Annotated in this window: 23 protein-coding genes; 11 read left to right on the plus strand and 12 right to left on the minus strand. The window is 70.9% G+C overall.

Going from position 1 to position 25,222, the window contains the following annotated elements; all coding sequences use genetic code 11:
- Positions 1-17 precede the first annotated feature (17 nt).
- From ABIC70_RS12615 to ABIC70_RS12625, 3 genes are all read right to left on the minus strand, one after another.
- Positions 18-1,637 (minus strand): hybrid sensor histidine kinase/response regulator, encoded by a 1,620-nt coding sequence (locus ABIC70_RS12615; protein ID WP_043381097.1) that lies wholly within the window; start codon positions 1,635-1,637, stop codon positions 18-20.
- Between the two features lie 131 nt (positions 1,638-1,768).
- Positions 1,769-3,742 (minus strand): AI-2E family transporter, encoded by a 1,974-nt coding sequence (locus ABIC70_RS12620; RefSeq protein WP_043381094.1) that lies wholly within the window; start codon positions 3,740-3,742, stop codon positions 1,769-1,771.
- Between the two features lie 57 nt (positions 3,743-3,799).
- The gene (locus ABIC70_RS12625; protein WP_043355299.1) at positions 3,800-4,180 is read right to left on the minus strand and encodes a response regulator; all 381 of its coding nucleotides are present in this window, start codon (positions 4,178-4,180) and stop codon (positions 3,800-3,802) included.
- A gap of 195 nt (positions 4,181-4,375) precedes the next feature.
- On the opposite strand from ABIC70_RS12625, the gene ABIC70_RS12630 reads away from it, so the two are divergent.
- On the plus strand, positions 4,376-5,011 hold the full coding sequence (locus ABIC70_RS12630) for a glutathione S-transferase family protein (RefSeq protein ID WP_274926834.1): 636 nt from the start codon (positions 4,376-4,378) through the stop codon (positions 5,009-5,011).
- Positions 5,012-5,156: 145 nt separating this feature from the next.
- Complete coding sequence (locus ABIC70_RS12635) at positions 5,157-6,398, plus strand: MFS transporter (protein WP_279898957.1); 1,242 nt, start codon at positions 5,157-5,159, stop codon at positions 6,396-6,398.
- A gap of 6 nt (positions 6,399-6,404) precedes the next feature.
- Here the strand turns inward: ABIC70_RS12635 and ABIC70_RS12640 are convergent, their stop codons facing one another.
- Complete coding sequence (locus ABIC70_RS12640) at positions 6,405-7,646, minus strand: NAD(P)/FAD-dependent oxidoreductase (protein ID WP_354439814.1); 1,242 nt, start codon at positions 7,644-7,646, stop codon at positions 6,405-6,407.
- Positions 7,643-8,590 (minus strand): LysR family transcriptional regulator, encoded by a 948-nt coding sequence (locus ABIC70_RS12645; RefSeq protein ID WP_043349301.1) that lies wholly within the window; start codon positions 8,588-8,590, stop codon positions 7,643-7,645. Before ABIC70_RS12645 ends, ABIC70_RS12640 begins: the two co-directional genes overlap by 4 nt.
- A gap of 182 nt (positions 8,591-8,772) precedes the next feature.
- On the opposite strand from ABIC70_RS12645, the gene ABIC70_RS12650 reads away from it, so the two are divergent.
- The 4 genes from ABIC70_RS12650 to ABIC70_RS12665 are packed head-to-tail and all read left to right on the plus strand — an operon-like array spanning position 8,773 to position 12,202.
- Complete coding sequence (locus ABIC70_RS12650) at positions 8,773-9,828, plus strand: class 1 fructose-bisphosphatase (protein WP_043381086.1); 1,056 nt, start codon at positions 8,773-8,775, stop codon at positions 9,826-9,828.
- Between the two features lie 25 nt (positions 9,829-9,853).
- Positions 9,854-10,714, plus strand: coding sequence for a phosphoribulokinase (locus tag ABIC70_RS12655; protein WP_043349274.1), 861 nt, complete (start codon positions 9,854-9,856; stop codon positions 10,712-10,714).
- A gap of 19 nt (positions 10,715-10,733) precedes the next feature.
- Positions 10,734-11,420 carry a ribulose-phosphate 3-epimerase gene (gene rpe, locus ABIC70_RS12660; protein ID WP_043349271.1) on the plus strand — a complete coding sequence of 229 codons (687 nt, stop codon included), beginning with the start codon at positions 10,734-10,736 and terminating at the stop codon, positions 11,418-11,420.
- Positions 11,414-12,202, plus strand: a complete 789-nt coding sequence (locus ABIC70_RS12665; protein WP_354439815.1) for an HAD-IA family hydrolase — start codon at positions 11,414-11,416, stop codon at positions 12,200-12,202. Before rpe ends, ABIC70_RS12665 begins: the two co-directional genes overlap by 7 nt.
- On the opposite strand, the gene ABIC70_RS12670 is transcribed toward ABIC70_RS12665, so the two are convergent.
- Together ABIC70_RS12670 and ABIC70_RS12675 are read right to left on the minus strand one after the other, a co-directional pair.
- Complete coding sequence (locus tag ABIC70_RS12670; protein ID WP_111473657.1) at positions 12,163-13,137, minus strand: MBL fold metallo-hydrolase; 975 nt, start codon at positions 13,135-13,137, stop codon at positions 12,163-12,165. The genes ABIC70_RS12665 and ABIC70_RS12670 overlap by 40 nt on opposite strands.
- Before the next feature lie 104 nt (positions 13,138-13,241).
- On the minus strand, positions 13,242-14,282 hold the full coding sequence (locus ABIC70_RS12675) for an SDR family oxidoreductase (protein ID WP_354439816.1): 1,041 nt from the start codon (positions 14,280-14,282) through the stop codon (positions 13,242-13,244).
- Between the two features lie 229 nt (positions 14,283-14,511).
- Here ABIC70_RS12675 and ABIC70_RS12680 point away from each other — a divergent pair, with 229 nt between their 5' ends.
- Positions 14,512-15,258: a YebC/PmpR family DNA-binding transcriptional regulator gene (locus ABIC70_RS12680; RefSeq protein WP_043349263.1), complete on the plus strand. Its 747-nt coding sequence runs from the start codon at positions 14,512-14,514 to the stop codon at positions 15,256-15,258.
- A gap of 24 nt (positions 15,259-15,282) precedes the next feature.
- On the opposite strand, the gene ABIC70_RS12685 is transcribed toward ABIC70_RS12680, so the two are convergent.
- Entirely contained in the window at positions 15,283-16,269 is a 987-nt protein-coding gene (locus tag ABIC70_RS12685; protein WP_354439817.1) for an alginate O-acetyltransferase AlgX-related protein, read from the minus strand.
- A 180-nt stretch (positions 16,270-16,449) separates the two neighbouring features.
- On the opposite strand from ABIC70_RS12685, the gene ada reads away from it, so the two are divergent.
- Positions 16,450-17,514 carry a bifunctional DNA-binding transcriptional regulator/O6-methylguanine-DNA methyltransferase Ada gene (gene ada / locus ABIC70_RS12690; RefSeq protein WP_354439832.1) on the plus strand — a complete coding sequence of 355 codons (1,065 nt, stop codon included), beginning with the start codon at positions 16,450-16,452 and terminating at the stop codon, positions 17,512-17,514.
- Positions 17,515-17,547: 33 nt separating this feature from the next.
- On the opposite strand, the gene ABIC70_RS12695 is transcribed toward ada, so the two are convergent.
- Both ABIC70_RS12695 and ABIC70_RS12700 read right to left on the minus strand, forming a co-directional pair.
- Positions 17,548-18,864: a DUF5666 domain-containing protein gene (locus tag ABIC70_RS12695; RefSeq protein WP_354439818.1), complete on the minus strand. Its 1,317-nt coding sequence runs from the start codon at positions 18,862-18,864 to the stop codon at positions 17,548-17,550.
- A gap of 11 nt (positions 18,865-18,875) precedes the next feature.
- Positions 18,876-19,721, minus strand: a complete 846-nt coding sequence (locus ABIC70_RS12700; protein ID WP_043758876.1) for a DUF6502 family protein — start codon at positions 19,719-19,721, stop codon at positions 18,876-18,878.
- A 478-nt stretch (positions 19,722-20,199) separates the two neighbouring features.
- Here ABIC70_RS12700 and ABIC70_RS12705 point away from each other — a divergent pair, with 478 nt between their 5' ends.
- The 3 genes from ABIC70_RS12705 to ABIC70_RS12715 all read left to right on the plus strand — a co-directional run bounded on the left by ABIC70_RS12705 (position 20,200) and on the right by ABIC70_RS12715 (position 21,662).
- On the plus strand, positions 20,200-20,328 hold the full coding sequence (locus tag ABIC70_RS12705; protein ID WP_257787384.1) for a hypothetical protein: 129 nt from the start codon (positions 20,200-20,202) through the stop codon (positions 20,326-20,328).
- Positions 20,329-20,364: 36 nt separating this feature from the next.
- The gene (locus ABIC70_RS12710) at positions 20,365-21,105 is read left to right on the plus strand and encodes an outer membrane protein (RefSeq protein WP_075380749.1); all 741 of its coding nucleotides are present in this window, start codon (positions 20,365-20,367) and stop codon (positions 21,103-21,105) included.
- Between the two features lie 179 nt (positions 21,106-21,284).
- Positions 21,285-21,662: a phospholipase A2 family protein gene (locus tag ABIC70_RS12715; RefSeq protein WP_075380748.1), complete on the plus strand. Its 378-nt coding sequence runs from the start codon at positions 21,285-21,287 to the stop codon at positions 21,660-21,662.
- 31 nt (positions 21,663-21,693) lie between these two features.
- On the opposite strand, the gene grpE is transcribed toward ABIC70_RS12715, so the two are convergent.
- Positions 21,694-22,308: a nucleotide exchange factor GrpE gene (grpE, locus tag ABIC70_RS12720; RefSeq protein WP_043381244.1), complete on the minus strand. Its 615-nt coding sequence runs from the start codon at positions 22,306-22,308 to the stop codon at positions 21,694-21,696.
- Between the two features lie 103 nt (positions 22,309-22,411).
- A complete protein-coding gene (locus ABIC70_RS12725) occupies positions 22,412-25,204 on the minus strand; it encodes a [protein-PII] uridylyltransferase (protein ID WP_182592874.1) in 2,793 nt (930 codons plus the stop codon).
- Between the last annotated feature and the right edge of the window lie 18 nt (positions 25,205-25,222).

Here is a 25,222-nt window from a genome sequence, read left to right on the forward strand (position 1 = left end):
GGGCCGTCTCCCGAAGCTCAGCCCACCCCGGTCGGACCGTCGAGGATGGCGCGCACGCGGCGGACCAGCTCCGTGCGCCGGTAGGGCTTGTTCAGCAGATCAAACTCCGAGCCGCCGATATCGGTTCGCTCCAGGCTCGCTTCCGCGTAGCCCGTGGCGAGCAGCACCTTGAGCTTGGGCTGGCGGCGGCGGGCTTCGCGGGCCAGCAGCACGCCGTTCATGCCGCCGGGCATGATCAGATCCGTGAAGAGCAGATCGATGCGCTCGCTCGAATCCAGGATCTCCAGGGCCTCGCGGGCATTGCTCGCCACCAGCGTCGTGTAGCCGAAGTCCCGCAGGATGGTGCGGGCGAGTTCGGCCACGTCCTCGCGGTCGTCGACGATGAGGATCGTCTCGGAGCCCTGCCGATCAACGGACCGCAGCGAAACCTTGGCAGGGGCATTGACGTCGCCGTCGGTCGCGGGGAACGACAGGCGCACCGTCGTGCCCGCACCCACCGCCGACTCGATCTGCGCCGCGCCGCCCGACTGCTTGGCGAAGCCGTAGACCATCGACAGGCCGAGCCCCGTCCCCTTGCCCTCCTCCTTGGTGGTGAAGAACGGGTCCATCACCCGGGCGAGCACAGCCGGCGGGATGCCGGTACCCGTGTCCTTGATGGCGATGCTGACATAGCGCCCGTCGCGCAGCGGACCGAGCTCCCGGCCGCGGGCGGCGACCTCGCTGTTCTCCGTGGAGATCCGGACGGTGCCGCCCTCCGGCATCGCGTCGCGGGCGTTGATCAGGACGTTCAGGATCGCGACCTCGGCCTGGGTCGGATCGACCCGGCAGTTCCAGAGGTCCTCCGCAAGATCGAGTTCGACCTTCACGGCCTCGCCGACGGAGCGGGCGACCATCTCGCCCATCCCCTCGATCAGGGTGTTGAGATTGACGGCGCGCCCGTCCAGCCGCTGCTTGCGGGCGAAGGCCAGCAATTGCTGCGTCAGCGTCGTCGCGCGCTCCGCAGCCTGGCGGATGTTCTCGGTGGCGCGGCCGAGCCGGGCGCGGTCGGCATCGGGCTTCTCCAGCCCGGCCGCCAGGATGTCGACGTAGCCGACGATCACCTGGAGGAGATTGTTGAAGTCGTGCGCGATGCCGCCCGTGAGCTGGCCCAGCGCCTCCATCTTCTGAGCCTGACCCAGCGCCTCCTCGGCGTCGCGGCGGCGCGAGACGTCGAGCTGAGAACCGAAATAGTACACGAGCTCGCCGTCGGCATTGTAGACCGGCGAGACGAACAGGGCATTCCAGAAGGTCGAGCCGTTCTTGCGGTAGTTCAGGATCTCGGTGGCGAACTCGCGCTTCTCGGCGATCGCGGCCCGGACCTGCGCGACGCTCTCGCGGTCGGTTTCGGGGCCCTGAAGGAAGCGGCAATTGCGCCCGATCAGCTCTTCCGGCGTATAGCCCGTCATCGCCAGGAACGCCCGATTGGCGAAGATGATCGGGTTGTCGGGCTGGCGCGGATCGGTGACGATCATCGGCATGCGCGTCGTCTCGACCGCCGCGAAGAAGATATCGCTGCGGCGGTCGGTCAGGTCACTCGGCGCGCTGTCCCTGATCGGAGGGCTCGGCCCGGAGGGCGGTGTTTCTGGGGTCTCAGACATGCGCGGTGATGTTCAGCCTCCGGGACGTAAAAGCATTTTGCGCGCGCCCGATCACGAAAAGCGGACGGAACACTAGCGGTCGAGAGCGCGATGTCGACGGCCCGTCCTCAGAGGTGGTGTCGCACGGCGCGTCATGCCACTGCCGGCTGCGCCGAACCGGAGCGGGCAGTCACGGGTGCCGGGACGAGCCGGGTGGGTGCGGATTCCTGGCAGGCGCCGAGCACAGCCGAGAGCGCCTCGTTCAGCGATGTCACGAGGAAGTCTGCCGAGGTCGCCCGGCGCAGCCGTTCCAGGGTCGCCGGATCGCGCTCGCGCCAGAAGCCCACGAGGATGCGCACGCCCGGCACCGCCGCACGGGCCTGCCGGACGGTGAAGCGGATCTGCGAGAGGCTCACCGGCTCGAGATACGAGAAGCAGATCAGCGCGAGCCCTTCCGGATTGTCGGGACGCTCGCCGGCGCGGATCGCGGCCATCGAGAGAATCTGCGAGGCCAGCCCGTGGCGGGCGAGGATCTGGCTCAGCATCAGCGTCGCCGCCTCGTCGAACGGGCCGCGGCTCGACACGCACAGGACCGGCGTCTCGCTGCGCCAGTTGGGGGCGAGATCCTCGCGCTCGAGGACGATGCCGGCCACTTGCCGGTCGGGCCCGATGGCGGCCAGCGCCGCCGCAGTCTCGGTATCGGGCCCGCGCCCGGAGCCTCGACGGCTTCGCCGGGTCATCGGAGCGGTCCCGAGGCGGTCGACGACCGTGCGGATCGCCGCCCCGACCTCCGCCTGCCGCTCGCGGTCCAGGGTGCCGCGCGAGAGATCCTCCTGCGCGAGCAGCAGGCCGGCGAGGGCGACCTCGTCGTAGTAGGTGACGAGGGCGCGCTCCTTGAGGAACTGCCAGCCCTGGTCGATCGCCTCGACCGGATCGCCGGCCAGCATGCGCTGGTAGAAGATCTCGGGCGGCGACAAGGCTGGCTGATCGCCCAGCAGGACGTCGAGGTACCAGAGGCGCTCCACGTGCCGGCCAAGGACCACGAGGCACACGGTGAGCGGCGTGGCCAGGACGAGGCCGATCGGCCCCCACAGGAACGTCCAGATCGTCGCCGCGAGGATGACGGCGACCGGCGAGAGGCCGGTGGAGTGGCCGTAGAGGAGCGGCTCGACCACGTGGCCGCAGATCGGCTCCACCACCAGGAACAGGACCGCGGTGGCGATCACCATGCCCCAGCCGGGATCGACGGCGGCGGCGAGGATCAGCGGCAGAAGGGCGCTGATCGCCGCGCCGATATAGGGCACGAACCGCAGGATCGCCGCGAGGACACCGAACAGGGTCGGACTCGGGACGCCGATCATCCAGAGTCCGAAGCCGATGACGAGGCCGAAGGCGATGTTGAGGGCGAGCTGGGCCAGGAAGAAGCGGCTGAGCCGGCTCGTGGCATCGTCGATCGCCGCCGTGGTGCGGCGCAGGTCGCCCGAGCCGCCGGCGAGCCGGATCGCCCGGTTTCGCAGATCCTCCCGCTGGAGCAGGATGAAGATCGTGAAGATCAGGATCAGGCCCGTCGTGGCCAGCGGGTGCAGGATCGGGCCCGCGAAGGTCTGAAGCGTGTCGACCACGCTGGCGCGGGCGGGCGTGAGTTCCACGGTGAGGGGATGCGTGCGCGATCCCGGCTCGCCGCGGACCTCCGCGGCCGGGGGCGGCTGCAGGGTGGCGCTGAGGTCCTGCACCATGTCGACGATCCGCGACAGGGTGCCGGTCCCGGCCGTCGCCCCGCGCAGATCCTTGATCTTGGTACGCATCACCTGCGTGTAGCGCGGCAGGTCCGAGGCGAGCTGGGACGCCTCGCTGGCGATCAGGCTGCCGATCCCGAACAGGGCGCCGAAGACGATCACCACCACGAGGAGGACCGCCGGCGCACGCGGCACGCGCAGCCGCCGCAGGATCCGGACGGCCGGCACCAGCACGAAGCTGAGGAGGATCGCCAGCGTCACCGGAACGAGGATCTCGCGCCCGAGATACAGGGCCGCCAGCGTGGCGACCACGAGGAGGATCGAGGCCAAGGCCACGAAGACCGGCAGGCCCTGCCGCAGGCGCTGGGCAGTGACGGGATCCTCGCTCACGGACACGCTCCACTCACATCAGGTCTCGGGATCGCAATTCGCGCGTCCGCGGTCGGGTCAGCTCGCCGGGGCGGTCTCGCCCAGGGCGGTGCTGATCTGGCTGAGAAGCTTCGAGAAATCGACCGGCTTCGGGTGGTAGTCGTCGCAGCCGGCCTGGATCGCCTTGTCGCGGTCGCCCGACATGGCGTGGGCGGTAAGCGCGATGATCGGGATCGCCCGCGTGTCGGTGCCCGACTTCAGCGTCCGGGCGACCGACCAGCCGTCCAGGACCGGCAGGTTCATGTCGAGCAGGATCACGTCGGGCTGACCCGAGCGGGCTTGTCGGACCCCGGCCTCGCCGTCATGCGCGAGGATCACCTCATACCCGCGCCGCTTGAGGCGGCGGGACAGGAAGTCCCAGATCTCTTCGTGGTCCTCGACCAGCAGAATCTTCGCCATCAGAACTCATACCCCCGGCTCGCGTCGTGCCGGACGGCAGCTCAACGCGCGGCATCGCACAATCGCCCAACGTTCCTGCCCCGATTCCGGTCCCTGGAGAAGGGCCGCTTCGGTGCGAGGTTGACCCGTCCTCCGGCCGGTATGAGCGTGTGCTTCGGCGAATCGACAATCCTCTGAGGGGGCGGAGCCACCAATATGCCTGACATCGAGTTCTTTCATTCGCCCAATACCCGCTCGTCAGGGGTGCGCGTCCTGCTCGAGGAACTCGGTGTCCCGTACCGGCTGCACGTGCTCAACATGCGCGCCGGCGAGCACCTCGAAGGGGCCTACCGTGCCGTCAATCCGATGGCGAAGGTGCCGGCGATCCGCCACGGCGAGGCCGTGGTGACCGAGCAGGCGGCCATCTACCTCTACCTCGCCGACCTGTTCCCCGAGGCCGGGCTCGCCCCGGCGCCCACCGAGCCCGACCGGGCCACCTATCTGCGCTGGATGGTGTTCTACGGCTCCTGCTTCGAGCCCGCGGTGATCGACCGGCACCTAAAGCGGGAGCCGGGCCCACGCGCCATGTCGGCCTATGCCGATTACGACAGCGTGATCGCCCGGGTGAAGGAGGCACTGACTCCGGGGCCGTACCTGCTCGGCGAGCGCTTCAGCGCCGCCGACATCCTGTGGGGCGGCGCCCTCGGCTGGACGACGGGCTTCGGCCTCGTGGAGCCCGCGCCCGTCCTGACGGCCTATGTCGAGCGCATCCAGTCCCGTCCGGCCGCCCGGAAGGTCGCGGCGGAGGATGCGCAGCTCGCGGAGGCGCATCAGGCGGCCGCCTCGGCCTGAGCGCCGCCGGGCTCGGGCGGCGGCGATCCCCCGCACCGGATCCGGCGTTCGACGCGCACGGATCTGTCGCGCAACGGGGTTCCGCTCCGGCGGGGGAGATGCGATGTCGCGAGTCTGGTTTGGCCCGCGTCGCGCAGCGTCCCTCATGACCGACAGCACAGAGCCGGCTCTCGTCCCCGCCGCGACGTTGCAGAAGTCGCCGCCGACGTCGATCCCGCGTCTCATCGTCGTCCTGGCCTGTGCGGGGTTCGGCAGCACCTTCGCGCTCCGCTCGGTCGAGCCTCTCGTCGGCGTGCTCGCCCGGGATCTCGCGAGCGACGCCCACACGGTGGCGCTCCTCTCCACCGCCTTCGCGCTGCCTTACGCCTTCATCCAGCCGGTGCTCGGCCCGATCGGCGACGCGCTCGGCAAGGAGCGGGTGATGAGCACCTGCCTCGCGGTGCTCGCCGTCGCCCTGACCCTGTGCAGCATCGCCCCCGATATCGGCAGCCTGTTCGGCCTGCGCATGCTGGCGGGGGCGGCGGCGGGGGGCTGCATTCCGCTGTCCCTGGCGCTGCTGGGTGACCGGGTGCCGATGGAGGGCCGTCAGGTGGCGATCGGCCGGTTCCTGGTGGCGGTGATCCTCGGCCAGCTTTCCGGCTCGACCTTCGCGGGCCTGATCGAGGCGGCGATCGGCTGGCGCGGTGTCTTCGCGGTCACCGCGGCGGTGGCGGCCATCGCCTGCGCGGCGACCGTGTTGGGGTTCGACCGGACCGGCCGGCCCGCCGCGCGCCGTCCGGCCTTCGGTGAGGCGGTGACCCGCTACCGGACGATCCTGCGCAATCCCCGGGCGCGGGTGCTGTTCTCGGCGGTGTTCATCGAGGCCATCGCGATCTTCGGCGTGTTTCCGCACCTCGCCCCGCTGATCGAGGCCCGCGGGGAGGGGGGACCGCGCGAGGCCGGCCTCGTGCTGGCGGGGTTCGCGGTCGGCGGCCTGCTCTACTCGGCCCTGGTCGGGCTGCTGGTGCGGCTGCTCGGCCTACCGCGCATGCTCATCGGCGGCGGCCTGATCTGTAGTGCGTCCCTCACCGTCGTCGGGCTCGCCGGCACGTGGCAGGTCGATTGCGCCGCGCTCACCGCCATGGGGCTCGGCTTCTACATGCTGCACAACACCTACCAGACCCAGGTGACCGAGGTGGCGCCCAAGGCCCGCGCCTCCGCGGTGGCGCTCCACGCCTTCTCGTTCTTCTGCGGGCAGGCGCTCGGCGTCGCGGTGATCGGGCAGGCGCTGCTCCGGTTCGGCCAGCTCGGCGCGCTCCTGGGATGCGCCGTCACGATCCTGGCGCTCGGGATCGGCACCGCCATCGCCCTGCGGCAGAAGCCGGCCCCGGTGGCGTTCCCGGGCTGAGCACCCTCAGGGCCGCTGCAGCGCCAGCGCCTTGAGGTCGAAGCCCGGATCCGCCGCCTGATCCGGGCTCAGCGGCGTTCCGGCCGTGAGCAGCCGCCGGGCTATCATGTGGTCGCCCGCCCGGTCGACGGATTCGACGGCGCTCAGGCGTCCGTCGCGGAATCGGAAGACCGAGAAGGCGGAGCCGGAGCCGCGGACCACGCTGGCATCCGTGGGGCCCGCCAATCCGGCGATCTGCAGCTTGTGCCGGCCCTGGTCGCTCCAGAACCAGGGCAGCGCGCCGTAGGCCGCCGGCTTGCCGGTGAGCCGCGCCGCCAGGCAGCGCCCCTGGTCGATGGCGTTCTGCACGGACTCGATCCGCACGGTGCCGTCCGGCGTGAGCCCGTGAGCGAAGGGACTGGGAAACCGGGCGCAATCGCCGATCGCCGAGATGGCCGGATCGGGTGTCGACAGGAACGCGTCGACCCGCACCCCATCCTCGGCCGGCAGGCCCGCTTCCAAGGCGAGCTCCCGGTTCGGCAGCACCCCGATGCCGACCAGGACGAGGTCGGCGGGCAGTTCCCGGCCGTCCGCGAGGGCCACGCCGACGGCACGGCCGTCCCGCCCGAGGATCGCCGTCACGCCGGCCCCGAAGGCGAAGCGCACGCCCATCGCCTCCTGAGCCGCGCGGAAGAACGCGCCCATCTCGGCCGAGACCGCCCGGGCCATAGGCCGCTCGGCCGCCTCGATCACCGTCACGGAGAGGCCGCGCCCGGCCGCGACGGCGGCGAATTCGAGCCCGATGAAGCCCGCGCCCACCACGACGATCGCCCGGGCCGCCTCGATCTGCGCCCGGAGCGCGTCGGCATCCGCGAGGCCGCGCAACTGGCGCACGCCGTCGAGCTCGGCTCCGGGCACGGGCAGGGGCCGGTTGCGGGCGCCGGTGGCGATCACGAGGTGGGCGTAGGGCAGGTGCCCGCCGTCCGACAGCTGCAGAAGACGTGCCGCCCGGTCGATCGCCACGGCGCGGAGCCCCGGCCGGTGCGCGATGGCGTGCTCGAAGAAGAAGCCGGGGGGGCGCAGGAACAGGCCTTCCTGGTCTGTCTTGCCGGCGAGGTAGGCCTTCGACAGGGGCGGGCGCTGGTAGGGAAGGGCGGCCTCGTCGCCCACCAGGGTGATCGGATCCCTGAACCCACCCTCGCGCAGGGAGGCGGCGAGTTGGAAGCCGGCCTGGCCGGCGCCCGCGACGACGATTCCGACTGGACTCACGCCTTGGCTCCCGCCGGCACGAGACCGCTCTGCGCGACGCCCGGCAGGCTGCGCGCACCCTCCGACATCAGATAGGACCAGACCGCGGAAGCGGCCGGACCCAGCACCTTGTCGGCGCGCCGGACCGCGTACCAGTCGCGCCGGATCGGCAGTCCCTTGACGTTCAGGAGGACGAGGCGGCCGCTCTCCAGCTCGGCCGCCACCGAGTGCACCGAGAGCAGCGCGATCCCGAGCCCGGCCATCACCGCCTGCTTGATGGTCTCGTTCGAGCCGGTGTCGATGTCCAGCGGCGCCCGCTTGACCAGGACGCCGCTCATGAACTCCTCGAAGACCATGCGCGTGCCCGAGCCCTCCTCGCGCAGGAAGAACGGCTGGTCGGCGAGATCCTCGCGGTTCAGCCCGGTCTTGCCCGCGAGGGGATGGCTTGGCGGGGCGATCAGCACGATCGGATGCGGCCCGAAGGTCGCCGCCTCGATCGGGAAGTCCCGGGGCGGGCGGCCCATCAGGGCGAAGTCGATCTCGTAACCGCGCAAAGCCTCCACGGTCTGGCCGCGATTGCGCACCGACAGGCTGATCTCGACCCCGGGATGCTTCTTGACGAAGCCCGCGATCACCTGCGGGGCGAAGTACTTGGCGGTGGAGACGACGCCCAGCGCCACGCGCCCGCCCTCGGCGCCCCGCAGGGTGCGCAGGCGGTCGGTGCAGGTCTCCAGCACGGTGTTGATGCTGTCGATCGCCCAGAGCATCTCGCGGCCGGCATCGGTCGGCTTGAGGCCGCCCGGCGTCCGGTCGAACAGCAGCAGCCCGGCCTCCTCCTCCAGCTGGCGGATGCGCGCGTAGAGGGCGGCCGAGGTGACGTTCAGCTCCTGCGCCGCCCGGGTCATGGTGCCGAGTCGGGCCACGGCAGCGACCGCCTGAAGCTGCTTGAGGGAGAGATTGCGCATGGCGGACATCTCGTTTTTTTCGTCCTATGACACAAGATCGCACAGAAATCTTGAAGGCCGCGCCGCGGGTTCCTGTCGATCCGGAGACACAGACCGCTATCTTGGCGGCCAAGCGGCCGCTACAGAGCCGGCGCGGAAGGCGCGATCCCGACGGACGGGATCCGAGCAGGAGGAGTAGGCCGATGGCAATTTCAGCGGCGATCGGGACGCCCCTCGAGACCTGTCTTGCGCAGGCCGTGGACGCCAATCCGGCGCTGAAGGACACCGCCGCGGTGATCGCGGCCGTGGCGCGCTCGGCGGTGGAGATCAGCGAGCGGATCGGGCGCGGTGCGCTCGGCGGCGACCTCGCGGCGGCCGGCGAGCACAACAGCGACGGCGACGTCCAGAAGGCCCTCGACGTCATCGCGCACGAGAGCGTGACCGCGGCCCTGCGCGGTGCCCCGGTCGCCGAGGTCGCCTCCGAGGAGGCCGAGGAGGTGATGCGGCTGAACCCGGACGCGCCGCTCGCCGTCGCCATCGACCCCCTCGACGGCTCGTCCAACATCGGCGTGAACATGGCCGTGGGCCTGATCTTCGGCATCCGGCCGTCGATCAAGGATCCGGCGAATCCGCTCGCCTCGTTCACGACCCCCGGCTCGACGCAGATCGCCGCGGGCTTCGTCACCTACGGTCCGGCCACCGCGCTGATCCTGACGCTGGGGGAGGGCACCCAGTCCTACGTGCTCGACCGCGCCGAGGGTACGTTCAAGCTGACGAGCCCAGCCATGTCGGTGCCGGCCTCCACCAAGGAATTCGCCATCAACGCCTCCAACGCCCGGCACTGGGATGCCCCGGTGAAGGCCTATATCGAGGATTGCCAGCGCGGCACCGAGGGCCCGCGCGACAAGGACTACAACATGCGCTGGCTCGCCTCCCTGGTGGCCGACATCCAGCGCGTCCTGACCCGCGGCGGCGTGTTCCTCTACCCGGGCGACGCCCGGAAGAACTACGCCCGCGGCCGCCTGCGGCTGCTCTACGAGGTCGCCCCCGTGGCGATGCTGGTCGAGCAGGCCGGCGGCACGGCCACCGACGGCCAGACGCGAATCCTCGACCTCGTGGCCACCGGCATCCACGAGCGGGCGCCCCTGGTCTGCGGCTCCACCGAGGAGGTGGCCTGCGTCGCGACCTATTACGCGGGCGGCAAGCCCGATGCCGGCCGCTCGCCGCTGTTCGGGCAGCGCGGTCTGATGCGGTCGTGAGGCACAGCACGAAGTCCGGACGGTAATGTCGGCGCGGCACCCCATCATCTCGGTGACCGGCTCCTCCGGGGCCGGGACCACCTCGGTGCGCAACACCTTCGAGCAGATCTTCCGCCGCGAGGACGTGCGGGCGGTCTTCATCGAGGGCGACGGCTTCCATGCGTTCGACCGCGACACGATGCGGGCGATGATGGCGAACGAACCGACGCTGTCCCACTTCGCGCCGCGCGCCAACCTCCTGCCCGAGCTGGAGGCGGTCTTCCGCAGCTACGCCGAATCCGGGACCGGCCGCACCCGCCACTACGCCCACGATGCCCACGACGCGCAGGCCTTCGGCATTCCGGAGGGCAGCTTCTCGGACTGGGAGTCGTTCCCGCCTGATTCGGACCTGCTGTTCTACGAGGGCCTGCACGGCTGCGTGGCCGACCAGGATGTCGACATCGCCCGCTACGCCGACCTGAAGATCGGCGTCGTGCCGGTGATCAACCTCGAATGGATCCAGAAGCTGCACCGGGACCGCTCGTTCCGCGGCTACTCCACCGAGGCGGTGACCGACGTGATCCTGCGGCGCATGCCCGATTACGTGCAGACCATCTGCCCGCAATTCTCCTTCACCGACATCAACTTCCAGCGGGTGCCCACGGTCGACACCTCGAACCCGTTCATCGCCCGCTGGATCCCCACCGCCGACGAATCGATGGTGGTCATCCGCTTCAAGGACCCGAAGGGGATCGACTTCTCGTATCTCGTCTCCATGATCCACGACAGTTTCATGAGCCGGGCCAATTCCATCGTGATTCCCGGCGGGAAGCTGGATCTGGCCATGCAGCTGATCCTGACGCCGATGATCATGCAGCTCGTCGAGCGCCGTCGCAGGCTGGCCTGAACAATCCCGAAAGCCTCCCATGCTCCCACCCGTCATCGCCCCCTCGATCCTGTCCGCCGACTTCTCGAAGCTCGCCGAGGAGACCCGCGCCGTGGACGCGGCCGGCGCCGACTGGATCCATCTCGACGTCATGGACGGGCACTTCGTGCCCAACATCACCTTCGGTCCGCCGGTGGTGAAGGCTCTGCGCCCGCACACGCAGAAGTACTTCGACGTCCACCTGATGATCGCGCCCGCCGACCCGTACCTCGCGGCCTTCGCGCAGGCCGGGGCCGACGGCATCACCGTCCATGCCGAGGCCGGGCCGCACATCCACCGCTCGCTCCAGACCATCCGCGACCTCGGCAAGCGCGCCGGCGTGGCGATCAATCCGGGCACGCCGGCCGCCCTGGTCGAGCCGGTGCTCGACCTCGTGGACCTCGTGCTGGTGATGACGGTCAATCCCGGCTTCGGCGGCCAGAGCTTCATCAAGAGCACGATGGAGTCGGTGGCGCGGGTGCGCGCCATGGTGGCGGGCCGGGACATCCGCATCCAGGTCGACGGCGGGATCGACCCCGAGACCGTCAAGGCGGCGAGCCGCGCCGGGGCCGACACGTTCGTCGCCGGCAACGCGGTCTTCGGCGGCGGTCCGGGCGCCTATGCCGAGCGCATCGCGGCGATCCGCGCGGGCGCGGAGGGCGCCTCCGGTCGCGACCTGTCGTGCTGAGGGCGCTGATCTTCGACGTCGACGGGACCCTCGCCGAGACGGAGGATCTGCACCGGCAGGCGTTCAACCGCGCCTTCGCGGAACTCGGCCTGCCCTGGCGCTGGGACGAGGCGCTCTACGCCGACCTGCTGACCGTGATGGGGGGCAAGGAGCGGCTCGCCCATTACATCGACACCCGGCACGCAGCCGAAGCCGAGGCGCTCCACGCGCTGGCCCCCGAGATCCACGCCCGCAAGACGCGCGCCTACGGCGAACTGGTGGCGGAGAGCGGCCTGCCGCTGCGTCCCGGGATCGCCCGGCTGATTGCCGAGGCCCGGGCGGCGGGCCTGCGGCTCGCCGTGGCCACCACCACGAGCCGGCCGAATGTCGACCGGCTCCTGGCCGCCAACTTCCCGCCGGACGCGGCACCCTTCGACGTGATCGCGGCCGGCGACGAGGCGAACCGCAAGAAGCCCGCCCCCGACGTATTCCTCCTGGCGCTCGCCGGCCTGGAAATCCCGGCCTCCGAGGCGGTGGCCGTCGAGGATTCGGCCGCCGGCATCAGCTCGGCCCGGGCCGCGGGGCTGCCGGTCCTGGCGACACGGAGCCGCTACACCGAGAGCCACCCGCTCGACGGTGCCTTCTCGGCGGTCTCGGATCTCGGCGAGCCGGAACGGCCGCACCGGCACATCGCGGGCGTCGAATGGCCGGGCGGGGTCGTGGACCTGGCGAACCTGATCCGGGTGCACGCGACCCTGGACGATCAGAGCACGCCGTTCCAGGCGATGGGCACCAGCCGGTAGCCCGGCCCGTTCCGCTCCACATGGCCGAGGGACGGGAAGGGGAAGTGGTAGCCGACCACGAGGGCCTTCTCGGACGCGGCCATGTCGTAGAAGCGGTGGCGCGTCGCCTGCGCCTGATCGGCATCGTAATCGTACATCACGTGCCAGTCCGGGTGCTGCAGGAAGAAGGCCGGAATGTTGGTCACGTCGGACTGGATCAGCAGCCGGTCCGCCTCCGAGGCGATCGCGAAGGCCGTGTGGCCGGGCGTGTGGCCGGGCGCGGCGAGGGCGGTGATCCCGGGTGCGACCTCCTCGTCCCACGCGAAGGTGCCGATCCGGTCCTTCAGGTCGCCGAGCACCCGGCGGGTGTTGGCGAAGTAGCCTTGCGTCACCGGGTCGGCGGCCTGGGCCATGTGGGCGTCGCTCATCCAGAATGCCCAGTCGGGCGCGGCGGCCCGGATCTCGGCGTTCGGGAAGGCGAGGCTCCCGTCCGCCCTCTTGAGGCCGTTCGTGTGGTCGGGATGGAGATGCGAGAGCAGCACGAGGTCGATCTCCTCGGGTCTGATCCCGGCCGCCGCGAGGTTCGCCGCGAGCCGGCCGACGGGCGCGCCCGGCACCGGACCGTTGCCGGTATCGATCAGGATGAGCTTCGCGCCGGTGTTGATCAGCGTCGGGTTGAACGGCACCGTCACCTGGCCGGGCGGCATGTAGGCCGCCTGCGCGGCGCCGAGTGCCGCGTCCCGGGGAACGTTGCGCACGAAGCGGTCCGGCATCGGGAAGCTGCGCGCCCCGTCGTTGAGGATCGTGACCTCGCAGCTGCCGATGCGGGTCCGGTAGAAGCCCGGCGCCTGCGATCCGCCGAAGGGCGCCGCGGCGCGGGCGCCGCCGCCGAGACCCAGGACGGCCCCTCCGGCGAGCGCACCCCGTACGAGGTTGCGGCGGTTCGTTGCCGGCATCGGATCCTCCCTAAAGCCCGGTGCCGCCTGGGGCGCCACACAGCGCGTTCCGCAAGGTTTGCGCAGCCCCGAGGCTGCGCGATGGGCCTGCCTAAACCGGTATCCTAGCGTCTGCCCAGCCGGCGGTCGGCGCGCGCTTCCGCCCGCCCATGCGCCTCGGTGGCGAACAGCATCGTCCCGGCCACGATGCCGAGCGCCGCCGCGATCCCGAACTTGAGCCAGCGCGGGTCTGCCGCGGCGACGTGGCCGGTCGCCCGGGCGTCGAAGCGGCCATGGGCGCCGGGATCGGTGTCTACCGGGTCGTAGAGGTTGTCGGGGCGGTTCGTCTGCGCCTGCACGCTGGTCATCTCCCCGCGATAGCCGTGCCGGGCGAGGTAGCCGTCGATCCAGCCCGGGATCAGCATGTTTCCGATGATCGCCTTCCAGGCCGAAGCCCCGATCCACAATTCCCGCGGCGCGTCGTGCGCCGCTCGGAACACGTGCCGGGCGATCGCCTCCGGCTGGTAGATCGGCGGCACCGGTTCGAGCTTGCGCGGCATCCGCGACCGCGCCCAGTCGAACTGGGGCGTGTTGACCGCCGGGAGCTGGACCATCGTCAGCCGCACCCGACTGCCGTCGTGGAGCAATTCGCTGCGCAGGGAATCCACGAATCCGCGCACGGCGGCCTTGGCGGCACAGTAGCTCGCCTGCAGCGGAATCGACCGATAGGCGAGCGCCGAGCCGATATGCACGATCGTGCCCCGGTCGCGCGGCACCATGTGGCGGAGCGCCGCCAGGGTCCCGTGCACCTGCCCGAGATAGCTGACTTCGGTGGCGCGTCGGAACTCCTCCGGGTCCGTCTCCTGCACGGGCGCGTAGACCGTCACCATGGCGTTGTTGACCCAGACGTCGATGCAGCCGAACGCCTCGGCCAGCGCGTCGGCGGCCTGGGCGACGGCCTCCGCGTCGGCGACGTCGGCCGCGAAGGCCAGCGCCCGGCCGCCCGCCCGCTCGACATCGCGGATCGTGCCCCTCAGCCCGGCCTCGCCCCGGGCGATCAGACCGACATTCCAGCCGTGCCGGGCGAATTCATGCGCCACGGCGCGGCCGACACCGGCGCTCGCGCCCGTGACCATGACCGTGCTGCGTCCGTTCCGGCTCGACATCGGGCTTCCAGCTCAGGGAGAAGTGCAGCGCCAACGCCCGAGGCGGGTATTCTTTCCGCGATCACGGGATTGCGAAGCCTGCGCGCCCGTGTCCCCCTGCGCGGTGCCGAGCGGCGGCGGCCGCGTTGCTTCGTCCGAAGGCGGCGGCCTATATACGGCGCGACCTCACAGCCGCGACGGCGGGGTCCCGGACGCCCGCCCTCGCCAACGAACAAAAGTCTGAACCGTCATGGCAGGCCATTCGCAGTTCAAGAACATCATGCACCGGAAGGGCCGGGTGGACGCAGTCCGCTCGAAGGTGTTCGGCAAGCTCGCCCGCGAGATCACCGTGGCGGCCAAGCTCGGCACGCCCGACCCGGCGATGAACCCGCGCCTGCGCGCCGCGATCCTGGCGGCCCGCGCCGAGAACATGCCCAAGGACAATATCGAGCGCGCCATCAAGAAGGCCGCCGGTGCTGACGGCGAGAACTACGAGGATATCCGCTACGAGGGCTACGGACCGGGCGGCGCCGCCCTGATCGTCGAGGCGCAGACCGACAACCGCAACCGCACCGCCTCGGACGTCCGCTCGGCCTTCACGAAGTCCGGCGGCAGCCTCGCCGAGACCGGCGCCGTCGCCTTCATGTTCGACCGCGTCGGCGTGATCGCCTACCCGGCTTCCGTGGCCGATGCCGACACGATGCTGGAGGCCGCCATCGAGGCCGGCGCCGACGACGTCAGCTCCGGCGAGGACGGCCACGAGGTCGTCTGCGCCCAGGATTCCTACGGCGAGGTCACCAAGGCCCTCGAGGCGCGCTTCGGCGAGCCGAGCCGCACCGGGCTGATCTGGAAGGCGCAGAACACGATCGATGTCGACGACGAGACCGGCGAGAAGCTCATCCGCCTCGTCGAGGTGATCGAGGATCAGGACGACGTCCAGCACGTCTACGTCAACTTCGCCCTGTCGGACGCGCTGGTGGCCAAGCTGCAGGCCTGAGCAGGGCCAAGCCGCGGGCGCTGCTCAGGCGCCTGCGGCTGCCAGTTCCGCCCCGAAGCGGTCCTGCGCGTAGCGCTCCACCGAGAAGGTGTCGTCGGGCAGCTGGACCATGAAGCGCTCGGCCACCTCGGTCAGCACGATGTCGGGCCGGACGCGCTCGATATACGGCCAGTCCAGGGAGGTGCTCCAGATGAAGTGCACCTCGCGGAACGTCTCGGCCAGCATGATCGTCAGCATGTACGGCATGACGTGCGAGAAGGAATCGCCGAACAGCGCCAGCCGGCGCGGATCGGTGGCCTTGGCGTTCCCGTAGATCACGTGCGCGCCGACATGCAGCGTGTGCAGCAGGCCGGCCTTCTCCCGGGCTTCGACGATCGGGCTGCCATAGGTCCGGACCGCGTCCTGCTGCATCAGGACGGTGCGTGAGCGCGCCCGCCGGGACGGGTCGAAGGCGCTGCCCAGATCGCCGTCGTGGTCGGTCTCGAAGGACGGCCGCTCCCGCAGATCCGGCCGGGGCTCGGCGCCCAAAGCCCGGCAGATCTCCGCGTAGGCGAGATAGCAGCCGTCGGCGGACCAGTGGGTGTCGGTCCGGCAGTAGAGATCGGCCGTATCGCGCTGCGCCCGCATCGGCGTCACCAGATCGATGCAGGTCTGGCGCCAGCGCGTCCGTCGGCGCCAGGCCGCATAGAGGCCGAAGGGCCCGCGGAAGCGACCCGGCGGGGGCTCGTTGTGCAGGAGCCGATAGGCCGGCGAGGCGCTCGGCCGGATGGTCAGCCCGTCGAGCCGGTGATCGTAGATCATCAGCTTCTCCGGGGCGACGACGTGGCGGTACAGGATTCCCTGGGCGCGCAGGCGCCGCTCCCGCATCGTCACGAGGCTGCGCCACTGCCAGATCAGCTCCGTGGTCTCCTCCGGCCGCTCGTACTGGCCCAGCACGTCGTTGCGCCCGGTCTTCAGGAACAGCCATCCATCCTGGCCGACATGGATGTGGTCGGGCGTGCTCGAAGCCATGGCGCACTCGTGAAATGGCTCCCCGCTCGAACGGCCGCCCGGGACAGCGGATTCGGCAGCAAGGAGCGGGATGCCGGCACGGCGGCGGACGGACAGAGTGCTGCGCGCGTCCTCCACCGCCCGGCAGGCCCCCTCATGCCCCTCCCCAACGCCCACGCCAAGCCGCATAGTGCCGCCGCCATGAACAACGGTCCAAGGTCAGACCTCAGCGACGCCGAGCGCTGGGCGGCCCTCGCCGCCCGCGACGCGCGGGCCGACGGCACCTTCGTGTACGCGGTCCGCACCACGGGTGTGTATTGCCGCCCGAGCTGTGCCGCGCGGGCAGCGCGGCCCGAGAATGTCAGCTTCCATCGAACCTGCGCGGAGGCCGAGGCTGCCGGTTTCCGCCCGTGCCGGCGCTGCCGCCCCGACGAGCCCGGCCTCGCCGCGCGCTGGGCCGAGGCGGTCGTCCGCGCCTGCCGCCTGATCGAGTCGGCCGAGACGATGCCGTCGCTCGCCGAACTCGCCCGCACCGCCGGCCTGAGCGCCTACCACTTCCACCGGGTGTTCAAGGCTGCCACCGGCGTGACGCCCAAGGCCTATGCCGCCGCCCACCGCGCCGCCGTGGTGGCCCGGCGGCTGCCCGGCGCCGCCTCGGTGACGGAGACGCTGTACGAAGCCGGCTACGGTGCGGCGAGCCGCTTCTATGCGGGGGGCGCGCCACGCCTCGGCATGGCGCCGGCGGCCTATCGGACGGGGGGCGCCGGTCTGCGCATCCGGTTCGGCATCGGCGCCTGCACGCTCGGCGCGATCCTCGTCGCCGCCACGGAGGCGGGCGTCTGCGCCATCCTCCTCGGCGACGCGCCCGAGCCGCTCCTGCACGATCTTCAGAGCCGCTTTCCCGCCGCGGAGATCGAGGGCGGCGACCCGGCCTTCGAGAGCTGGATGGCGCAGGTCATCGGTCTCGTGGAGGCGCCGGGCAGCGGCCTCGACCTGCCGCTCGACATCCGCGGCACGGCCTTCCAGCAGCGGGTCTGGGCAGCGCTGCGGAAGATCCCGGTCGGATCCACGGCGACCTACGCGGAGATCGCCCGGGCGATCGGCCTGCCGACGGCGATGCGCGCGGTCGCGCAGGCCTGCGGGGCGAATCCGGTGGCGGTCGCCATCCCCTGCCACCGGGTCGTGCGCTCGGACGGCGCCCTGTCGGGCTATCGCTGGGGCGTCGCGCGCAAGCGCGCGCTGCTCGACCGGGAGGCGGAGGGCTGAAGCCCGGCATCGCGCGCGAAGACGATGGTCGGCCTAGCGCCGGCCGCCCCCCGGGCCGCCGAACCCGCCGCCAAAGCCGCCTCCACCGGGGCCCGGACCTGGACCCCCGGGGGGACCGCCGAATCCCCCGGGGCCGCCGGGGAACGCCCCCGGAGCGGCCGGCGGTGCGCCGCCGAATCCGCCGCGGGGCGCCCCGAATCCGCCGGGACCCTCCGCCCCGGGGACGACCGTGCCCCCCGGCCGGGTGTCGATCGCGGGGCCGCGCGGCTCGCCGATGCCGCCAGGGCCGCCGATACCGCCCTGCCGGCCGCCGGGCTCGGCTCCGAAGCGACCGGGCAGCTCATCGGGGAGATTGCGCAGGTCGAGCCGGTCGCGTTCCCGCTCGAACCGCGGGGCATCCGGCTGTTGCGGCTCGGGCGCGATGCGGTTCTCGATCCGCAGCCGCTCCACCGTCAGGTCGCCGTCCCGCGCGATGGCTGCGGTCAGCACCGCCTTCACGCTCCCGGCGCGGGGAACGCGCGCGCCCGGGCGCCCCGCAACGGCATAGCCCGCGCCGACATCGAAGCCGCTGCCGGACCGGCCGATATAGGCCTCGATCGAGACCTGCTTCAGCCCCGGCGGGAATGGCAGGCCGACCTGCGCGGCGTTGGTCACGGTGAGGACGCCGTTCGCCGCCGTGCCCGTCACCAGGGCGCGACGGCCCGTCGGGAGGGTGTCGGCCCCCGCGATGCGCAGGCCGCCGATCCCGAGGCCGCCCGCGATCCGCTGCACCGGCCCGGCGACGCGGTCGGGCCCGGAATCCCGCGCCTCGATCAGGCTCGCCACGATCACGCCGTCGGGCCGCCGCAGCCCGCTCACCGCGACCCGCGCCCCCGGCTTCCAGGCGCCGGTGAGACCCGCCGTCGAGACCCGCTGGCCGAGGACCACCAACCGCCCCGGCGCGACCGATTCCACCGGCCCGACCACCTCGCTGGTCACGTCGATCCGCCCCGTGGCGAGCCCGGCGCCCTCCGGCCGGGCCACCACGTGGACCACCTGCCCGATCTTAAGGTCGGCCGACTTCGCCGCCGTGCCGTCGATGCGCACCTCGACGTCCGGCGGATAGGCGATGCGCAGGTCGTTGACGATGATCGACCCGAAGCGGCGGATCGTGCCGATCACGCCGGTGCCGCCGATCCCGCGGTCGCCCTCGCCGAGGGGCCCGTTGCGGGGCTCGTCGGTCCGCATCATGCCGGTGCCGCCGATGCCCTGGTCGCGCGGCGCCTCCTGCGGCCGGACGGGGTCCGGCAGAAAGGTCGCGGCGCCCGCGAGCAGGCGCAGTACGAACCGGCGGTTGGGCAAGGCGCGCACCGGCCGGCCTCTCACCGCTCGTCCTTGGGTTGCGCTGAGGGCGCCGCTTCCGTGTAGACGTAGAGACCGAAATTCCACCGATGCGTGCCGCCGGAATCGGTCTGGCAGGCGGCGTGCGCTTCCCGGTTGGCCTGCTGCAGCGCCTCCATGGCGATCTCGCGGGCGCGCGCCTCGAGCTTGATCGCGAGGTCCTTGGACAGGCCGTCGTAATGGACCGCCCGCTCCAGGAAGCGCGGCGCGTCGCCGACGATGTTGGCGACGGCGGCCGCGATGTGGTCGTGCAGGTTGCGGCCGAAATAGTAGAGCTGCGGCCCCTCGGCGCCGTCGCCCCGCGGCACGTAGGCCGCCTCGGCGAGAACGATCCGGTCCTGTGGATCCGTGAAGGCGAGGCCCCGGTCGAGCCACTCGTCCAAGACTGCCCGTGGCCGCAGATCGCGGGTCACGCCCGAGACCAGGGTCTCGAAGGAGGGGGCGTTGCCGTCGGCGGTCCGCGGCAGCGGCAGCGGATGACCCTGCGGGTCGGTGAAGGCCGGATCGGCGATCCAACGGGCGATGATCCGGCTGGTGCGCGAGACGACCGCCGGCACGGCGCTCACCGGGGCGCCGGCCCCGCGCAGGCGCCGCACCTCCTTGCGGTGGATGCCGGTGAGCAGCGAGACGCGGCTGTCGGTCTGCTCCTTGCCGGTGAGGGCGAAATCGTACTCGGCGACGTTCACGTAGAGCTCGCGCAACAGGTCGGTCAGCGCAGGGAAGGTGATTCCACGGGCCACCAGCAGGCGCACGAGGGGGCGCAGCAGCCGCGCCAGCGGCGCGTGCAGGCTCGCGCCGTCCCGCGGAGTATCGGCAGTTTCAGACATGATCGCATGGTGGCGGTTTGTGCCGTGGGATACAATCCCACTGCGTGCGGCCGCGCACCTCGATCCGCTGATTTCGAATTGACGTGGGATTTTTGCACACGTACATCGACGGCGTGGTCAAATTTCCCACGTAAAGCGAGGAGCACAGGACCATGACCGTTCCGACACGCCGACTGGTCCTGGAGACGCTACCGCCCCTCACTCTGCCTCCGGCCTCCGGGTTCCGCCCGCGGCAGAACGACCCCCTTCCGCGGCTCCGGCGCATCGTCTGCGTCGCCGCCGCGCTCACGCTGCCCGTCCTCGGTGTGGCTGTCGCGGAAACGGTCCACCGCGCCGCCGCACCGAAGGCGCCGCAGGCCGCCGCTCCCGTCATCCCCTCAGGCGGGGCGGCGGCACCTGCCGCTCTCGGCGTGCCCAAACGTGCCCTCCGGACCATGAGGACCGCGATGCAGACGCCCGGATACCGGGAGGACCGGTCATGACCACCCTGTCCAGCCTTCGCACCGCGCATCCGGCGCCGACCTGCGGCGGAGCAGCCATCCTCGATCTCGCACTCTGCCTGATTCTGGCGGTGACCGTCGTCGGCCTGCTCCTCCTGACCCTGTGATCCTGCGGCTCCGCCGCCTTCCACGACGAGATGTCCATGACGCTCAAGATCCACGCAGCCCTTACGGGAGCCGCGGCCTGCTGCTTCGCGTTCGCCGCTCAGGCGGCCGATCTGCCGCGCCGTGCGCCGCCCCCACCGCTGCCGCCGTCGCTGCCGGTCTTCACCTGGACCGGCTTCTACGCCGGCGTGAATGCGGGATACGCCTTCCGCACCGGAAGCAGCGGCTTCACCGATCCGACCTACGGCGCGGTCACGGGCGGCGGCCGGGGCGGCGGCTTCGCCGGTGGCGGCCAGATCGGCTACAATTATCAGTTCACGCCCGGCTCCGGCTTCGTGGTCGGCTTCGAGACCGATCTCCAGGGCACCGCCTTCGCCAAGGCGGATGCAGCCTATCTCGGCACCACGCCGTACTACAGCGTTCGGCCGAGCCTCGACTATTTCGGAACGGTCCGCGGCCGGCTCGGCTACGCCATGGACCGCGTCCTCATCTACGGGACCGGCGGCTTCGCGTATGGCGGCGGCACGCGCTCGACCTATGCGGGATCCTATCCCTACACCCTGCCGGCGACCGATCGGACCGGCTATGCGGCCGGCGGCGGCATCGAATACGCCTTCACCGAGAAGCTTTCCGCCAAGGTGGAGGCCCTCTACCTCCATCTCGGTCGCGGATCGTCCGCTGCTACGTACTACAACGCCAGCGTTCCGGCATATTATGGTGCCGGCAAACAGGAATCTGGTTTCGCCTTGGTCAGGGCCGGCGTGAATTATAGATTCTAACAAATATTCGCTGTCGGAGATCTTGACGCTTCCCGTGGGCTGGGACGCCATACGCGACGTTCGGCTTCGCGAATCCGTCGGCCGCGCGAACGAGGTCATGGCCGGTGCAGGGCGGCGATTCCGAATGTCGCGCGGGCGTTGCCGTGCGGGATCGAGGGTCTTCTCCGACAGGATCGGCCGTGAGCATCCCCAAACCGACCACCCTCACGACAGCTTTGCTCGCCTTCGGGCTCGCGGCCTGCGCCGTAACGGTGCGGGCCCAGGAGATCATCCCGCCCGGACCCACCGGGCGCGGTGCCATCCTGATCTACGGAAACTTCTGCGGGCCGGGTAACCGGGGTCCCGGATTCCGGCCGATCGACGCGCTGGACCAGGCCTGCGCCCGTCACGATATCTGCTCGGCCGATCCGATGTCGGGCACGCTAACGAGCTGCGCGTGCAATCGGCGCCTCACGGTCGAGGCCGGTGTGGTCGCCCGGGATCCGCGCGCGCCCGCTCACACCCGGGAGGCGGCGCGATTCATCTCGGATTTCTCCGCGGCGCTGCCCTGCCAATAGGCCGCGCCGCGGGGACGAGCGGCAGTGTCGGTCAGGCGGCGTCCGCCGGGCTGGCCGCCGCCTTCGGGCCGCCCTTGGCGACGCCCACCAGGGCCGGGCGCAGGACGCGATCGCCGATGACGTAGCCCGCCTGCACGACCTGCACGACGGTACCGGCCGGAACCTCCGCGTTCGGCACCTCGAACATGGCCTGATGGCGGTTCGGGTCGAACTTCTGGCCCTGGGGCTCGACGATCTTCACGCCGTGGCGCTCAAGGGTCTTGGCGAGGTCGCGCTCGGTGAGTTCGATCCCGTCGATCAGACCCTTCAGGGCGCCGTCGGCCGTGGACTTCGCATCGTCCGGCACGCTGTCGAGGGCGCGGCGGATGTTGTCGGCGACGTTGAGAACGTCCCGGGCGAAGTTCGTCACCGCGTAGGCGCGCGCGTCGGCGACCTCGCGCTCCGTCCGGCGGCGCAGGTTCTCCATCTCGGCGAGGGTGCGCAGCGTCCGGTCCTTGAGCTCGTCGCGCTCGGCGGTCAGCAGAGCCAGGGCCTCCGCGACGGGATCGACGGAGGCCGACTCGCCGCCCTGACCCGCGGGCGCGGAATCCTGGGCCGCGCCGGCACCGGCTTCGACCGTGGTCTGGCGCTGGTCATCCTGAGGCATGTCGTTGCTCGTCATCACGTTTCAGTCGTGGGCGGGAATCGGTGAGGGATCGTGGAATCGGCGCTGATATCTGGCCAAGGGGTCGCGAAATCAACCCGTCCGCTCACGCCTCGCGCGGCGGCGGGGCCGCCACGAGCGCCTCCAGACCCTCGGCCTTCAGCGTGGCGACGTCGTGCGCGAACACGTCCATCACGGCGCTGCGGATCGCGGCCTGCCGGTCGGGCTGCGTCACCCGGGTGCCGGTGAGGTCGGTGACGTAGAAGACGTCCACGGCGCGTTCGCCGAAGGTCGCCACATGCGCCGACGTGATGTTGAGCGACAGCCGGCTGAAGGCGGTGGTGAGCTCGTAGAGCAGGCCCGGCCGGTCGAGGCCGGTGATCTCCACGACGGTCTCCCGGCTCGACAGCGCGTTGTCGATGATCACGTCCGGCGGCACCGGGAAGGTCTTGGCGCGGGTGCTCGCCGTCGGGTGCTTGTCGGCGACGAGGTCGGCGATGCGGATCTCGCCCTTCAGCGCGCGCTCGATCGCCGCCGTGATGCGCTTGGTCCGGCGCAGCTCGTCCTCGTCGCGCTCGAAGGCGCGGGAGATGAAGATCGTGTCGAGGGCAAACCCGTCCGTGGTGGTGAAGATCTGCGCGTCGACGATGTTGCTCCCCGCCGCCGCGCAGGCGCCGGTGACGATGGCGAGCAGGCGGGGATGATCCGGCGAGTAGATGGTGATCTCGGTCACGCCCCGAACCGGATCGAGGGCCACGTCCGTGGCGCTGGTCCGTCCGTCGCGCACCACGTCGCGCAGGAAGATCGCGTTCTTCAGCTGGCGCGTGCCGTCGACCTTCAGCCAGTAGGCCTGGCTGTGCCGCGCCGCGTAGATATCGAACTCCTCCGAGGCCCAGCCGGGCAGCTGCTCGCGCAGGCCCATCTGCACGAGGCGCACCCGGTCGGTGCGGGCGATCTCGGAATGGCCGCCTGACAGGTAGACTTCGGTCTCGTCGTACAGCGTGCGGATCAAAGTGCCCTTCCAGGCGGTCCAGACCCCCGGCCCGACGGCGGTGATGTCGGCCACCGTCAGGATGGTCAGGAGTTTCAGCCGCTCCAGGCTCTGCACGCTCGCGGCGAACCGCTCGATCGTCTTGGCGTCCGAGAGGTCGCGGCTCTGCGCCGTCATGGACATCAGCAGATGGTGTTCCACGAGCCAGCGCACGGTCTCGGTCTCGGCCTGGTTCAGGCCGAAGCGCGGGCAGAGCTTCTCGGCGATGGCGGCGCCGGCGATCGAGTGGTCCTCAGGCCGGCCCTTGGCGATGTCGTGCAGCAGGATCGCCACGTAGAGCGCCATGCGATTGTGGATCGTATGCACGAGGCGCGAGACCAGCGGATAGGTCTCCTGGACCCGGCCCGATTCGATGTCGGCCAGGACGCCGACCGTGCGCAGCAGATGCTCGTCCACCGTGAAGTGGTGGTACATGTTGAACTGCATCATCGCGACGATGCGGCCGAAATCCGGGATGAAGCGGCCGAGCACGCCCGCCTCGTTCATCTCGCGCAGCGCCTCCTCCGGGGCGTTCCGCGAGGTGAGGATCTCGACGAACAGGCGATTCGCCTCGGGGTCCACGCGCAGCGACGGGTTCACGAGGCGCAGGGACCGGTTGGCCAGCCGCTTGGCGTCCGGATGGATCGCGAGGTTGTGCCGGTCGGCGAGCCAGAACAGCCGGATCAGGTTCACGGGGTCGCGCTCGAAGGCGTCCTCCGCACGCAGGTTCACCCGGCCGTGGTCGATCCAGAAATCCTCCGCCTCCATGGCGGTTGCCCGGAACCGGTCGCGGAACCGGCCGATCCAGCGGTCGAGCACCGGGGTGCGCTTGGCATGGCGCGCCTCCAGCTCCGCGCAGACGATGGCGGTGAGGTCGCCCACGTCCTTGGCGATGCGGAAATAGGCCTTCATGAAGCGCTCGACGCCGGAGAGGCCGCCCCGGGGCTCGTAGCCGAAGCGCTCGGCGATCCGCGGCTGCAGGCCGAAGGACAGGCGCTCCTCCGCGCGCTTCGTCACGAAGTGCATGTGGCAGCGCACCCGCCACAGAAACTCGTCGCAGCGCTCGAACAGCGCGTATTCCTCCGGGGTGAACAGCCCAGCGCTCACGAGTTCCAGCTGGTCGCGGACCCGGTAGGTGTATTTGGCGATCCAGAACAGGGTATTCAGGTCGCGCAGGCCGCCCTTGCCGTCCTTGACGTTGGGCTCGACGAGATATCGGGAGGTGCCGGCCTTGGAGACGCGCATGTCGCGCTCGCGCAGCTTCGCCTCCACGAACTCGGCGGCGGATCCGACCACCAGCTCGGCGTCGAAGCGGGTCACGAGCTCCTCGTAGAGGATCCGGGTGCCGAACAGGTATCGCGCTTCCAGGAGGGCGGTGCGGATCGTCATGTCGGCCCGCGCCTCGCGCAGGCATTCCTCCACCGACCGGGTGGCGTGGCCGACCTTCAGCTTCAGGTCCCACAGGACGTAGAGCATTCCCTCGACGACGCTCTCCGACCACGCCGTCTGCTTGTAGGGAAGCAGGAACAGCAGATCGATGTCCGAGCCCGGCGCCATCGTGCCCCGGCCGTAGCCGCCGGTGGCGACCACCGCGAGCTGCTCACCGGTCGACGGATTGTCGTTGGGATAGAGGCGCCAGACCACGGCATCGTGAATCGCCCGGACCACCGCATCGGTGAGGTTCGACAAGGTCTGCGCGCAGCGCAGCCCGTTGCGGTCCTCGAGGAGCTGCGCCTCGGCGGCGCGGTGGCCCTCTTCGATGACCCGGCGCAGTTGCGGCACGAGCGCGGCCCGGAGCTTCGTGGGCTCACGGGCCTCGCGGTCGAGGTTCTCCAGAACCGTGTTGAGGGCTGCGACGGGATCGAACATGGCTCCCGTTAGCATGAT

It is taken from the genome of Methylobacterium sp. 1973 (assembly GCF_040545035.1).
GTDB classification, from domain to species: Bacteria; Pseudomonadota; Alphaproteobacteria; order Rhizobiales; family Beijerinckiaceae; genus Methylobacterium; species Methylobacterium fujisawaense.